Source organism: Streptomyces prunicolor NBRC 13075, from assembly GCF_000367365.1.
GTDB classification, from domain to species: Bacteria; Actinomycetota; Actinomycetes; order Streptomycetales; family Streptomycetaceae; genus Streptomyces; species Streptomyces prunicolor.
Map to the genome: position 1 here is coordinate 63,707 of NZ_BARF01000050.1, position 13,850 is coordinate 77,556.

Genomic DNA, 13,850 nt, shown 5'->3' on the forward strand with positions numbered 1-13,850 from the left:
ATCGCCCCAACCGAGCACTCGTGTATCGAGGTCTCAGGATTCACCTTCCCCGTAAGGGTGTTGACGACCCCTCCTTGATTACTCTCCGAATCCAACCGATTTCAGGGCGAGTTGGACAACTGGCTGCGTTGTGGGCTGTGCTGAGCCTCCGTCGGGCTCCACGGTCACTGCGAGTGATGTTGCAGTTTTGTCGAGTCCGGTGGTGACCAAGGGCGTGTCGTCCTTGAAGAGCCCGAGGGAGCGCGGTTGCACATCGGGGCGCATCAGCCACAGTTGGCGCACGCGCCCGCTCGGCGGTGCGCCGTATCCGCTCAGGGTGACGACCGCGCGCCCCTCCGACGCGGACGCGATCACGCCGATGCTCCGGCCCGCGCTGTCCGCGCCGGTGGTCGCGCGGGCGTCGGGAGCTGCGAGAACGTGGGCGATCTCACGTGACTGCGCCTGCTCGGCGTTCAGCTTGTCCTGGGTCTGGTTGGCCTGCACGGCGAACAGCGAGGCAACGACGAGCGCGGCGGTGGCCGTCGCGGTGGCGAACGGCACGAAGAACGGCCGCCGTTGGGGCGCGCGGGCGCGCGAGGTCTGCGGCTGTGTGCCCCACACATGTGCCGGCAGCCGGGGTGTGTACTCCCGCGCCTGTGGTTCGCGCACATGTTCCCGCAGCGGCCCGGGCTCCTGCGGGGTCTGCCGTACGGCGGCCAGCACGCGGTCGCGCATGGCGAGCGGCGGCTGGGCCACGGTGGACCAGGCGAGGCGGACCGCGTCCTCGGTCATGGCCCGCACCTCCTCGGCGCAGCGGTCGCAGCCCCTGAGGTGCTTCTCGAACTGGCGGCGCTCGTCGGGTTCGAGGGCGTCCAGAGCGTAGGGGGCGGCGAGCGAGTGGGGATCCCCCCGGCCGAACAGTCGGGCGAGGATGCTCATGCGACACCTCCCAGGCAATCGCGCAGCCGGGTGAGTCCGTCACGCATGCGGGTCTTGACCGTGCCGAGCGGCAGCGAGAGCCGCTCGGCCACTTCACGGTACGTATAGCCGTCGTAATAGGCGAGGGTGACGGACTGCCGTTGCAGGGCGGTGAGCCGGTCCAGGCAGCGGCGCACCAACTGCCGTTCCAGGCCTGCCTCGACCTCCTCGGTCACCTGGTCGAAGGCGGGGTGGTGGGAGCGGCGGGCCTCGCGCTGCTCGCGTTCGCCGGCCGCGCGGGCGCTGCGCACCCGGTCGACGGCCCGGCGGTGGGCGAGGGTGAGGACCCAGGACAGGGCGCTGCCCCGGCCGGGGTCGAAGCGGGCGGCGGACCGCCACATCTCCAACAGCACCTCCTGGGACACCTCTTCGGACTGCGCCGGGTCGCGCACCACCCGGCGCACCAGTCCGAACACCGGCCCGGACACCAGTCCGTACAGCTCCTCGAAGGCCCGCTGATCACCTGCCGCGACCTGCACCAGGAGCTCGTCGGCCTCCACCCGTCCCCCACTCTTCGACCGCACGCGGCCCATCCCCTCATCACATCCCGTCACACGAGGCGTTCGTAGCGAACACCTCTACGGATGGGTTACGGATCAGCTTGCCCAAAACGCGGGTCAAGGGACGGATTGGAAGGCGCCAAAAAAAACTTTTCAGGTTTGACCAATCCGCCCCGGCACCTGCTCCGAATCCCCGAGCGTCAGGCAAGTTGGCACTGAGGACGGACGGCATGACACCTATCTCCAGGAGCGGTGCGGGGCGCAGGAACATCGCGGCCCTCATATGCGGCGCGCTGGCCGCTGGCGGGCTCGCGGCCGCCGGTGTGGCCGCGCTGGAACCGGGAGTGGCCGCGGCCTCCTCCCACCGGGAGGCTCCCCTCATCTCGGGGACCCCGCAGTACGACAACACGGACCTGTACGCGTTCGTCAGCCCGGACAAGCCGGACACCACGACGATCGTGGCGAACTGGATCCCGTTCGAGGAGCCCGCCGGCGGCCCGAACTTCTACCAGTTCGCGGACGACGCCCAGTACGACCTGCACATCGACAACAACGGTGACGCGCTGGACGACTTCATCTTCCGCTACACCTTCAGCACGCAGATCAAGAACAAGAAGACGTTCCTGTACAACACGGGTCCGGTGACCAGCCTCACCGACCCGGACCTCAACATCACGCAGTCGTACGACATCGAGCTCATCAAGCTCAAGAAGGGCAAGAAGGTCTCCGAGACGAAGGTCGCCGACGACATCCCGGCGGCGCCCTCGGACGTCGGCGACGCGTCGATGCCGGACTACGCCAAGCTGCGCTCGCAGGCGATCTACAAGACGTCGAACGGCGGCGCGACCTTCGCGGGTCAGGCCGACGACCCGTTCTTCGCGGACCTGCGCGTCTTCGACCTGCTGTACGGCGGCAACCTGAGCGAGGTCGGCAACGACACCCTCAAGGGCTACAACGTCAACACGATCGCCCTCCAGGTGCCGAACGACCTGATCCGGCAGTCCAAGTCCCGGCCGACCGTGGGTATTTACTCCACGACCCAGCGCAAGAACGCCAAGGGCTACTACACGCAGGTCTCGCGCCTGGGCAACCCGTTGGTCAACGAGGTCGTCAACCCGCAGAAGGACAAGGACAAGTTCAACGCGTCGGAGCCCAAGGACGACGCGCAGTTCCTGAAGAACGTGACCGAGCCGGAGATCCCGAAGCTCATCGAGTCGATCTACAAGATCAAGGCGCCGGCCGAGCCGCGCAACGACCTCGTCAGCGTGTTCCTCACGGGCGTCAAGGACCTCAACACGCTCCAGCCGTACGCGACTCCGTCGGAGATGCTGCGCCTCAACACGTCGATCAAGCCGGCCGCGCACCCCAAGCGCCTCGGTGTCCTGGACGGCGACACCGCGGGCTTCCCGAACGGGCGTCGGCTCACCGACGACGTGATCGACGAGGCGCTCCAGGTCATGGAGGGTGAACTGGTCGGTTCCAAGAACGACTTGGGCGACGCCGTCGACAAGAACGACAAGGGCTTCGAGAAGTACTTCCCGTACGTCGCCGAGCCGACCTCGGGTTCACGCGGCCCGCTCGCCAAGGGCACGACCAGCGGCAGCGACGTCAAGAACCAGCTGGGCGACGCGTTGCAGCCGGCGGGTTCGTCCTCCGGCACGGACAACATGATGCTGATCGTCGCCTCGGCGGCCTCCGGTGTCGCCGGTGTCCTGCTGATCGGCGCGGGCGTCGCGTGGTGGCGCCGCCGGATGACCCACCGCCCGTACTAAACCCCCCGACTGGCGCGGCCCGCACTTCACCTTCCCCCACGGTGCGGGCCGCGCCACCCCGTGTCGCGACTTCCCTGAGCGGTACGGCACGCGACTTCCTTGAGCAGTACGGCACTTGACCCACGTATCCCCACGTATCCACCGATCCGCAGATCCACGGAACCACCCAGGCGATGGAGGAACGGCATGGCCCCGCGCGAGAACGACAACAAGCCGCCGAAGGACGAGCAGCCGGCGGCGACCCAGCGGGAGTGGGAGCGACTGTGGGAACAGGGCGACGACTCGGGGGGCGAGGGCGGGGGCAGCACGAAGGAGGACGTCGGGCCGGAGGGTGAGCGGGACGCGGACACAGAGGCAGACACCGAGGCCTCCGAGGATGCGGTCGACGACACGGACCAGGCCTCAACCCCCGTGCACGGCAACGCCGATGAGCCGGGCCACTCCCACGACCACGATCATGACCATCACCACAATCACGATCACGATCACGATCACGCCGATGGATCCACCACCCCCCACAGCCACACACCCCCCGCGCTCCCCCACCTCGACGACGAACGCATCGCCGCCGTACGTCGAATAGCCGCCGCGGGCCGCCGCTGGCGGACTGTCCAACTGGCCGGTTGTGCCGCGCTGTTGGCCGTGGCGATGACCGCCGGGGCCATTGCGATGGGGGCGGCCAAGGACAGTGGGGCCACCGGGGTCGCCGCCGCGTCGAGTGCCGTGTCACCGGAGTTGCTGGCCAGCGGGAGTCTGGACGCGAGTATCACCGCGCTGCAGGCCCATCTCAGGACGCAGCCGAAGGACTTCGACGGGTGGGCGACGCTCGGGCTGGCGTATGTCGAGCAGGCCAGGACGAAGGGCGACCCGTCCCGGTACCCGCAGGCGCAGGCCGCCTTCCAACGGTCGTTGAAGATCTCGCCCGACAACGAGAACGCCCTTGAGGGCCGTGCCGCGCTCGCGGCAGCCCGGCACGAGTTCAAGGAAGCCTTGGCCTACGCGGACCAGGTGCTGAAGGAGAACCCCTACAGCGAGCGCGCCCTGTGCTCCCGTATCGACGCGCTCGTCGAACTCGGCCGCTACGCCGACGCGTCGAAGGCCGCCGACCTCGCCGACGCCCGCAAGCCCGGCGTCCCGGTCTTCACCCGGTACGCGTACGTGCACGAACTGCGCGGCGATGTCACCACGGCCCGCCGGGTCCTGGAGCAGGCTCTTGCAGCCGCGACCTCCCCCGGCGACATCTCGTACGTGGCCGGCACGCTCGGCCAACTCGCCTGGAACCAGGGCGACTACAAGACCGCCCTGAACGACTACGGCCGTGCCCTCGCCGCCGACGAGAACTACCTCCCCGCGCTGGAGGGCCGCGCCCGCACCCAGGCCGCCCTGGGCGACCGCGCCGACGCCATCAAGGGCATGGAACTGGTCGTCTCCCGCTACCCGCTGCCCCAACCCCTGGTGGAACTCGGCGAGTTGTACGAGAGCCGGGGCGCCGAGGGCGACAAGGCCAAGGCCGACGACCAGTACGCCCTCGTCGACGCCTGGATCGCCCTCGCCCGCGCCAACGGCGTCAACGCCGACCTGGACACCGCACTCGCCGCCGCCGACCACGGCGACGTCAAGTCGGCCCTGAAGGCCGCCCGCGCCGAGTGGGCCCGCCGCCACACCGTGCACACCGCGGACGCCCTTGCCTGGGCCCTGCACGTCAACGGCCTCGACAAGGAGGCCCTCCCCTACGCCCGCCAGGCCACCGCCACGAACTACCACAACGCCTCGTTCATCTACCACCTCGGCATCATCGAGCTCGCCACCGGCCACAAGGCGGACGGCCGCGCCCACCTGACCAAGGCCCTGAAGCTGAACCCGGGCTTCTCACCGCTGGGCGCGAGCAAGGCCCGTAAGGCGTTGGAGGCAACCAAGTGACGCCGGTCCGCCGCCTCCAGGTGACGCCCGCCCGACGGCCCCAAGTGCGGGCCCTCCGCCGCCTGTTCGCCTCCGCCGCGGCCGTCCTCACCGCCGCCGGCGCGCTCCTGCTCGTCCCCACGGCGAGCGCGAGCGCGCACCCTCTCGGCAACTTCACCGTCAACCGCTACGACGGTCTCGTCGTCGCCCCGGGCGAGCTGCGCGTCACGCACATCGAGGACCTCGCCGAGATCCCGGCGACCCAAGTCAAGCCGGAGATCAAGCGGTTGGGCATGACCGAGTGGGCCCGGCAGCGCTGCGACAAGGCCGCCGAGGGCAGCAAGGTCACCGTCGACGGCCGTACCGTCGCCCTCACGCCGGGCAGCAGTACCGCGCGGCTGCGGCCGGGGCAGGCCGGGCTCAACACCCTGCGGGTGGAGTGCAGTTCGAACGCCGCGCTGCCCAAGGGGAGCACGGTCACCCTGGGCTTCCACAGTGCGGGGCTGACCACCGGCCCGGGCTGGCGGGAGATCACCGCGCGCGCCGACCGGATGACGCTCACCAAGTCGGACGTGGCGAAGAAGTCGATCTCGCACGAACTCACCAGCTACCCCAAGGACTTGCTCTCCTCCCCCGCCGACACCACGACCGCGTCCCTGCACGCGCGCCCCGGCGGCCCGGCCCTCACCGACGCCGACCAGTCCACGTCGGAACCGCCCGCCGCCTCCGTGCTGCCGCGCGGCGCCGACCGCTGGACGGAGGCCCTGAACAACCTGGTGGCCCGCCACCACCTCACCGTCGGCTTCGCCGCCCTCGCCCTGCTCATCGCGATCGCCCTGGGCGCGATGCACGCGCTCGCCCCCGGTCACGGCAAGACCCTGATGGCGGCCACGGCAGCCGCGCGAGGCGGTCGCGCCCGCCTCAAGGACGTCCTCCCGCTCGCCGCCTCGGTCACCGTCACCCACACCCTCGGCGTGGTCGCCCTGGGCCTCCTGGTCACGGCCGGCTCCGCCGCGACCCCCTCGGTGATCGCCTGGCTGGGCATCGCGAGCGGCGTCCTGGTCCTCTTCGCGGGCGCCAACCTCGTACGCCGGGCATGGCGCAACCGCCCACGCCCGCAAGCCCATTCACACCCGCACCCCCATCCCCACGACCACCCGCACGAAACCGCCGAGACCCCCGAGCGCGCTCTCGTCCTGGTCTCCGCCCACACCGAAGCCGCGTCCTCGGCCCCCCACGCGCACCCCCACCCGCACAGCCACGACGATGACCACACCCACGGTCACAGTCATGACCACGACCACGGCCATGACCACCCCCATCCCCACGACCACGCCGTGGAACACACGCACGGCGGCTTCACCCACACCCACGAGACCGCCCCCACCGTCCGCGGCACGATCCTGCTCGGTTTCGCCGGTGGGCTGGTGCCCAGCCCCTCCGCGGTGGTCGTCCTCGTGGGCGCCGCGGCGCTCGGTCAGGCCTGGTTCGGGCTGCTGCTCGTCGTCGCGTACGGCGTCGGTCTCGCGCTCACCCTCACCGCCGCCGGATTCGCCGTCGTCAAGCTGGGTACAGGGATGAACCGAGTGCTGGACCGGCGTCCCCGCTGGACCACCAGCCCCATCGCGGTGCTGGTCCGCCGGACCCTGCCGCTGGGATCGGCGTTCGTCGTCGTGGCCCTCGGGGTCGGACTGGTGCTCAAGGGGGCGGCATCAGCGCTCGGCTGAGTTACGTTTGGCGAGAATTCGCCCGGCTGCGAATGGGGGGAGCCCATGTCCGAAGATCCGGGCACTGAACGTGTGATCGCGGGCCGCTACCGGCTCCTGTCCCCCCTCGGTGAGGGTGGGATGGGCACCGTGTGGCGGGCCCGCGACGAAGTGCTGCAACGCGAGGTCGCCGTCAAGGAGGTGCGCGCGCCCGGCGGACTGGCCTCCGACGACGTGGAGCGGATGTACGCCCGCCTTGAGCGCGAGGCGTGGGCGGCGGCCCGGGTCGCCAACCGCAACGTCGTGACGGTGTACGACGTGGCGACGGAGGACGGCCGCCCGTGGATCGTCATGGAGCTGGTGCGGGGCGTGTCCCTGGCCGATCTCCTGGACGCCGAGGGGCCGTTGACGCCGCAGCGGACCGCGCACATCGGTGCCGAGGTGCTGGCCGCGCTGCGGGCCGCGCACGACGCCGGGGTACTGCACCGGGACGTGAAGCCGGCCAACGTGCTGATGTCGAACGACGGTCGGGTCGTACTGACCGACTTCGGTATCGCGATGGTCGAGGGCAGTTCGGCGCTCACCATGACCGGCGAGGTCATCGGTTCGCCCGAATTCCTCGCCCCGGAGCGGGCGTTGGGCCGCACACCGGGCCCCGAGTCCGATCTGTGGGCGCTCGGTGTACTGCTGTACGCGGCGGTCGAGGGCCACTCGCCGTTCCGCCAGAACACCCCGCTGAGCACCCTGCGCGCGATCGTCGACGAGGAGCTGCCGACCCCGCAGCTGGCGGGACCGCTCACCCCGGTCATCGAGGGCCTGCTGCGCAAGGACCCGGCCGAGCGGCTCTCCGCCGAGCAGGCGGAGCGGGATCTACGGCTGGTCGCGGCGGGCGGCACTCCTCGCGCGTCCACGGCGCCGACGACGCCGTACACACCGACGATGGCGGGGTATCCGCAGGACGGTTACTCCCAGCAGGACTCGCGGACGCCGCCGCAGCCGGTGCAGGGCTTCGGGCCGCCGCCCGACTCCTACCCGACGCCGACGGCCGCGGCCGAACCGCATCAGAACCGGCGGGCGGCCGTCGTGATCATCGCGGGTGTGCTCGCGCTGGCCCTGGCGATCGGTGGGCTGACGTACGCGCTGCTGAACCGGAACAACGACGCGGACACGAACGCGGGCAAGGGCACCAGCACGCCCAAGAGCCAGCCCTCGGACAAGACTTCGCCCACTGCGAGCAGCCAGACCACGGCCGCGAGCGATACGCCGAGCCCGAGTGCCAGCAAGTCGTCCTCGGCGCCGCAGTCGGTGAAGGTGTCGGTGGAGGGCGCCAACACCGAGTACTCCGGCAGCTGTCCGCCGCCGAACGCGAAGGCGCCGACCTTCACGGCGAGCATCACGGTGGGGAAGCTGCCGGCCCAGGTGTCCTACCGGTGGGTGACGAAGACCGGTTCGGTCTCCGACCCCGGCTGGAAGACGCTGTCGTTCCCGTCGGGCGGCGGGAAGACCAAGCAGGACCGGGTGTTCCTGACGACGTACTCGAACAGCGGGACCTTCAGGAACGAGATCAGTGTCGAGATCCGCAGCCCGGTGAAAGAGGAGTCCAACTCGGTGCCGTTCTCGGTGACTTGCGTGGCGGAGACCCCGTCGGACGGGGCCTCCCCCTCGGATTCGGTATCACCCTCTGACGAGTGAGACGTCAGACCGCGCCGGTCAGGACCGGCAGATAGCCGCCGGACTGGCCGGCCGCGGTCGGGTGGTACGACTCGGTGATGCTCAGCAGGTTGAGGCTGTGCAGCCAGGAGCTGCCGGAGCAGATCTCGTGGCCGGTGAACTTGGTGCGTACGTCGCCGAAGGTGAAGCCGTGGTCGGCGGCGCGCTTGGCGAGGGCGGCGTCGAGGTAGTCGGCCGCGCCGTTGATGCCGGAGCGCTTGGTCGCGGAGAGGCCGAGGCAGGTGGTGCCGAGTTTGTAGAAGCGCGGGTAGCCGAGCACGACCACGTGCGCGGCGGGGGATTTGGCGCTGATCGCCGAGTAGACCTTGTCGAGGAGGCCGGGCAGCGTCGAGTCGACGTACGCCTTCGCGGTGGCGATCCGGCTGAGACAGGCGCTGTCGGACTGCAGGACACAGGTCGTCATGACGTCGCTGAAGCCGGCGTCGTTGCCGCCGACGCTGATCGAGACGAGGGCGGTCGAGGTGCTGAGGGTGCCGAGCTGGTTGGCGAGAACATCACCCGTACGAGCGCCCGAGCAAGCCTTGAAGTCGAACGTCGAGGGTGAATGCGCGGCCGCCCAGAGGTAGGGGTACGCCTTGGTGCTGCGGTCGCAGGACCCGCTGGAGCTGATCTTGCTGCCCGCGCCGACCCCGGAGGAGTAGGAGTCGCCGAGGGCCACATAGCCGCCGGTGGCGGCGAGTTGGGACGCCTGCGCCATCGTCGCCCCGGTGAGGGCGCATGCGGTGGCGAGGAGGAGCGAGGTCACGTATGCCGTAAATCGGGAACGTCTCATGGAACCTCCCTTAGCAGGATCTCTGCCACAACTGTCGTACCAACTACGCGCATTGACGGGAAGTGTCCATGCCAACACAGAAGCTGACAGAGAAGTCGACGGGAGACCGAGGGAGGGTCCGACGAGCGTTTGATTACGTGCTCATGACAGCTCTGTGACAGGCCGTCAACTCCCTTGAACCACACCGGTTCATGACCCAGGCTTTGCTCAGCCTTGGTGCGGAACGCAACGCTCCACGGCCGTGCGCGCGTCAACGCGCGCATCCCCACAGTCGCGCGCCGACCCGGGCGCGCACCGCCTGGAGGAGGACTCCCTCGTAATGGCACTCCTGCGTAGCAACAAGCTCCGGCTCGCCGCGATCACCGGCGCCGCCACCGCCGCTCTCGTCGGCGGGCTCACCGCACTCCCCGCCCAGGCCGCCCCGGCCACGGGCACGGTACTGGCCGCCGGCTCCCCCACAGCCGTCGACGGCAGCTACATCGTCACCCTCAAGAAGAGCGCCGGCCTCAAGGCGTCCTCGGCCGCGGGCAAGGGCCTGGTCAAGGAGTACGGCGGCACGGTCACCAAGACGTTCGGCACGGTGCTGAACGGCTACTCGGCGAGCCTCAGCGCGACCGAGGCGAAGAGACTCGCCGCCGACCCGGCGGTCGCCGCGGTGGAGCAGAACCAGCGCGTCCACCTGACCGATACCACCCAGTCCAGCGCGCCCTGGGGCCTGGACCGCATCGACCAGGCCGCACTGCCGCTCTCGGGGACGTACACCTACCCGGACAGCGCGGGCACCGGCGTGACCGTGTACGTCATCGACACCGGCGTCCGGATCACCCACACCCAGATCAGCGGCCGTGCCGCGTACGGCTACGACGCGGTCGACGGCGACACCACCGCCTCCGACGGCAACGGCCACGGCACGCATGTGGCGACGACGATCGCGGGTTCGACGTACGGCGTCGCCAAGAAGGCGAACATCGTGGCGGTCCGGGTGCTCGACAACAGCGGCTCGGGTACGACGGCCGGGGTGATCGCGGGCATCGACTGGGTGACCTCGAACCACACCACGCCGGCGGTCGCCAACATGTCGCTCGGCGGCTCCGCCTCCACCTCGCTCGACACGGCGGTCGCCAACTCCATATCCAGCGGCGTGACTTACGCGGTCGCGGCGGGCAACAGCGCCGCCAACGCCTCCTCGTACTCCCCCGCCCGGGTCTCCACCGCGATCACGGTCGGCGCCACCACCAGCACGGACGCCAAGGCCAGTTACTCCAACTACGGTTCGATACTGGACATCTTCGCGCCCGGCTCGTCGATCCTGGCGGGCTACAACACCAGCGACACCGCCACCGCCACCCTGTCGGGCACCTCGATGGCGACCCCGCACGTGGCGGGCGCGGCGGCCGTCTATCTCTCGGGCCACACCTCGTCGACTCCTGCCCAGGTCGCCACGGCCCTGGTGAACGGCGCCACTTCGGGTGTCGTGACCAGCGCGGGCACGGGTTCACCGAACAAGCTGCTGAAGCTCGTCCCGTAACACCCGGCCGCACCACGTTCACCCGCTCCACCGCTCCGCCCGAACAACCGTTTCCCCGGAGGCAGCACACGCCTCCGGGGAACATCCATTCGGGGATGCGCGAGAACCGGTGCAAGCGGCTTCCGCACCTTGACGTGCCCGGTCGGGCTGCGCGACATTGAAGTCCGGCATCCGGCGCGCTGGGGGGCAAAGTCGCCAATGCAGACCTTACGTATCAAGATGCCATCCGTCGCTGACACCGAGCGGGCACGGCCAGGACCGGGGAGGGATCTGGCACCGCTGCTCGCGGGCGCGGCAGTCGCCGTGGGCGGGGTCGGGGCGCTGCTCGCGCTCGTCGACTCGGGATCACCGTTGCGCGGTCCGTTCGCGCTGTTCTTCCTGTTCGCGGCGCCGGCCTCGGCAATTGCCGCGGTGTTGCGCGGACTTGATCCCTTCGGCCGTGTTCTCACCTCGGTGGCGGGCGCGGCGGTCGTCGACATGCTGGTGGCCCAGGGAATGCTGGCCGTGCACCGGTGGTCGGTCGACGGCGGAATCATCACGGTGGCGGTGATCAGTGGCCTGATATCGCTATCGGTATTCATACGGCATATGCCGGGCCGTACAACGGCTGACAAAGTTGTGTAACGGTCAAACCAACAAAAACGTGAGGCCTCGTTCCAGGCCTTGCCATACAGGTTCAATTGTCAATACCGTCGTACATCTCACCCGCACTGGTTCATCATCTAGCGGCTCTAGGGGAGGGCTCAAGGACCGCGATGGATCCGGGGCGGGGCGCGGTAGGGGGGTGCCGTGCTCGGTGACCGTATTTGTGACCGAGTCGTCCGCGCGGCCGGCTTTCATGTTTTCCGGGGGTCGACCAGTTTTGCCAGCTCACCATGCGTGCACGGAGATCCATTTCTCCGTGGCGCCCGTGAGAACCCCCCTTTCGAACCGGAGCACAGAGCCGGGCCGCCCAGGGGCGGGCGGTCCGCCGGACGAGAGGGACCAGACTCGTGAGTTCTGTTCTGCGCCCAGCTGCATCGGGCCAAGATCCATTAATGTCGGCCATTTACCGGCCCATCTCCTCTCACCTGGCGATCACACCGCCGGTGAGTGTGGTGATTCCCGCCATGAATGAGGCGGAGAATCTCCCCTACGTCTTCAAGACACTGCCCGCGTGGATTCACGAAGTGGTTCTTGTGGACGGCAATTCCACCGACAACACCGTCGAGGTGGCCCGCGAGCTGTGGCCCGGGGTCAAGGTCGTCGAACAGCAGGGCAAGGGCAAGGGGGATGCCCTGATCACCGGATTCGAGGCGTGCAGCGGCGACATCATCGTGATGGTCGACGCGGACGGCTCGGCCGACGGCCACGAGATCGTCAGCTATGTCTCCGCCCTCGTCTCGGGCGCGGACTTCGCCAAGGGCTCCCGCTTCGCCAACGGCGGCGGCACGGACGACATGACGTTCATCCGCAAGCTCGGCAACTGGGCGCTGTGCACGATCGTCAACCGCAAGTTCGGCGCCCGCTACACCGATCTCTGCTACGGATACAACGCGTTCTGGCGGCACTGCCTCGACAAGATCGACCTCGACTGCACCGGCTTCGAGATCGAGACCCTGATCAACATCCGGGTGGTCAAGGCCGGCCTCAAAGTGCAGGAGATCCCCAGCCACGAGTACCTCCGTATCCACGGCACGAGCAATCTGCGTGCCGTGCGGGACGGGATCCGGGTGCTCAAGGTGATCCTCAAGGAGCGCTCCAACCGGCGTGCGCTGCGCCGTCGTTCGCACTCCACGATGATCGACACGCTCGACCCGCAACGCGATCCTCAACTCGACGCCCAGCTCAACTCGGTCCGGGGAGAGGTGTCTTGAGCAGTCCCGACATCTCTGTCGTGATCTGCGTCTACACCGAGGACCGCTGGGAGGACATCCTCGCGGCGGTCTCCTCGGTGCGGGCGCAGTCACGGCCCGCGCTGGAGACGTTGCTGGTCGTCGACCACAACCCCGCTCTCCTGGACCGACTCACCAGGGAGTACAAGGACGTCGAGGAGACCGGTGAGGTCCGCGTGCTGGCGAACGCGGGCCCGCGCGGGCTGTCCGCGGGCCGCAACACCGGTATCGCCGTCTCGCGCGGCGAGGTCATCGCCTTCCTCGACGACGACGCCGTGGCCGAGCGGGAGTGGCTGCGGTACTTCGCCGAGGCGTACACCGATCCGAAGGTGATGGCCGTCGGCGGTCGCACGATGCCGATCTGGGCGTCGGGCCGCCGACCCGCCTGGTTCCCCGAGGAGTTCGACTGGGTGGTGGGCTGCACGTACAAGGGCCTGCCGCCGGGCCGGGTCCGGGTGCGCAACGTCCTCGGTGGCAACGCCTCGTTCCGGCGTACGGCGTTCGACGCGGCCGACGGTTTCGCGACCGGCATCGGACGCGACGGCGACAAGCGTCCGCTGGGCGGCGAGGAGACGGAGCTCTGCATCCGGCTCACGCGGGCCATACCGGACGCGGTGCTGCTGATCGACGACCGGGCGGTGATCCACCACCGGGTGCCCGCGGTGCGCGAACACTTCGGATACTTCCGCACGCGTACGTACGCCGAGGGTCTCTCCAAGGCGCTGGTGGCCCGAAGTGTCGGCGCCGACAAGGGACTTGAGTCGGAACGCCGGTACACGACCCGGGTCCTGCCGGCCGGGGTCGCGCGCGGCCTGCGCGACGCCGTGCTCGCCCGACCGGGCGGCGCGGGCCGGGCGGGCGCGATCGTCGCCGGGGTGTTCACGGCGGCGGGCGGGTATGTCGTCGGCAGCGTCCGGGCCCGGCGCGGCGGAGCGACCTACGCGGTGGTGGAGATCGAGGGGGACGCACGCGAGCGCGGGGGCCGGCGTGGGCGTGGAGGCGGTAATGAGCGCGGGGGTCGGACATGAGCGTGTGGGTCGGACATGAGCGCGGGGAGGCACGCGGACGCGGGGACGCACCCGGACGCGGGGAGGCACCCGAGCATGGGGAC

The 13,850-nt window shown here is 69.5% G+C and carries 11 protein-coding genes; 8 read left to right on the top strand and 3 right to left on the bottom strand.

All coding sequences use genetic code 11. The annotated features are described in order from the left end of the window. Positions 1-78: 78 nt before the first annotated feature. Both SPR02S_RS22305 and SPR02S_RS22310 read right to left on the bottom strand, forming a co-directional pair. Positions 79-918, bottom strand: coding sequence for an anti-sigma factor (locus SPR02S_RS22305; protein ID WP_019059220.1), 840 nt, complete (start codon positions 916-918; stop codon positions 79-81). After that, positions 915-1,457 carry a sigma-70 family RNA polymerase sigma factor gene (locus tag SPR02S_RS22310; RefSeq protein WP_019059221.1) on the bottom strand — a complete coding sequence of 181 codons (543 nt, stop codon included), beginning with the start codon at positions 1,455-1,457 and terminating at the stop codon, positions 915-917. The genes SPR02S_RS22305 and SPR02S_RS22310 overlap by 4 nt, the downstream gene beginning before the upstream one ends. A 230-nt stretch (positions 1,458-1,687) precedes the next feature. Between SPR02S_RS22310 and SPR02S_RS22315 the strand changes: the two genes are divergently transcribed. From SPR02S_RS22315 to SPR02S_RS22330, 4 genes are all read left to right on the top strand, one after another. After that, entirely contained in the window at positions 1,688-3,229 is a 1,542-nt protein-coding gene (locus tag SPR02S_RS22315) for a DUF4331 domain-containing protein (protein ID WP_078622961.1), read from the top strand. A 186-nt stretch (positions 3,230-3,415) separates the two neighbouring features. After that, positions 3,416-5,149, top strand: coding sequence for a tetratricopeptide repeat protein (locus SPR02S_RS22320; protein WP_019059223.1), 1,734 nt, complete (start codon positions 3,416-3,418; stop codon positions 5,147-5,149). After that, positions 5,146-6,855, top strand: a complete 1,710-nt coding sequence (locus SPR02S_RS22325; RefSeq protein ID WP_019059224.1) for an urease accessory protein UreH domain-containing protein — start codon at positions 5,146-5,148, stop codon at positions 6,853-6,855. Before SPR02S_RS22320 ends, SPR02S_RS22325 begins: the two co-directional genes overlap by 4 nt. A gap of 45 nt (positions 6,856-6,900) precedes the next feature. After that, positions 6,901-8,526, top strand: a complete 1,626-nt coding sequence (locus SPR02S_RS22330; RefSeq protein ID WP_019059225.1) for a serine/threonine-protein kinase — start codon at positions 6,901-6,903, stop codon at positions 8,524-8,526. Positions 8,527-8,530: 4 nt separating this feature from the next. Here SPR02S_RS22330 and SPR02S_RS22335 read toward each other — a convergent pair whose 3' ends face one another. Next, the gene (locus SPR02S_RS22335; protein WP_026150769.1) at positions 8,531-9,337 is read right to left on the bottom strand and encodes an SGNH/GDSL hydrolase family protein; all 807 of its coding nucleotides are present in this window, start codon (positions 9,335-9,337) and stop codon (positions 8,531-8,533) included. 319 nt (positions 9,338-9,656) lie between these two features. Between SPR02S_RS22335 and SPR02S_RS22340 the strand changes: the two genes are divergently transcribed. The 4 genes from SPR02S_RS22340 (at position 9,657) to SPR02S_RS22355 (ending at position 13,767) form a co-directional block, all read left to right on the top strand. Then, a complete protein-coding gene (locus SPR02S_RS22340; RefSeq protein ID WP_019059227.1) occupies positions 9,657-10,865 on the top strand; it encodes a S8 family peptidase in 1,209 nt (402 codons plus the stop codon). A gap of 198 nt (positions 10,866-11,063) precedes the next feature. Next, entirely contained in the window at positions 11,064-11,489 is a 426-nt protein-coding gene (locus SPR02S_RS56090; protein ID WP_245607596.1) for a hypothetical protein, read from the top strand. Positions 11,490-11,857: 368 nt separating this feature from the next. Next, positions 11,858-12,721, top strand: coding sequence for a glycosyltransferase family 2 protein (locus tag SPR02S_RS22350; protein ID WP_026150771.1), 864 nt, complete (start codon positions 11,858-11,860; stop codon positions 12,719-12,721). Then, entirely contained in the window at positions 12,718-13,767 is a 1,050-nt protein-coding gene (locus tag SPR02S_RS22355) for a glycosyltransferase family 2 protein (RefSeq protein ID WP_026150772.1), read from the top strand. The genes SPR02S_RS22350 and SPR02S_RS22355 overlap by 4 nt, the downstream gene beginning before the upstream one ends. Positions 13,768-13,850: the final 83 nt, after the last annotated feature.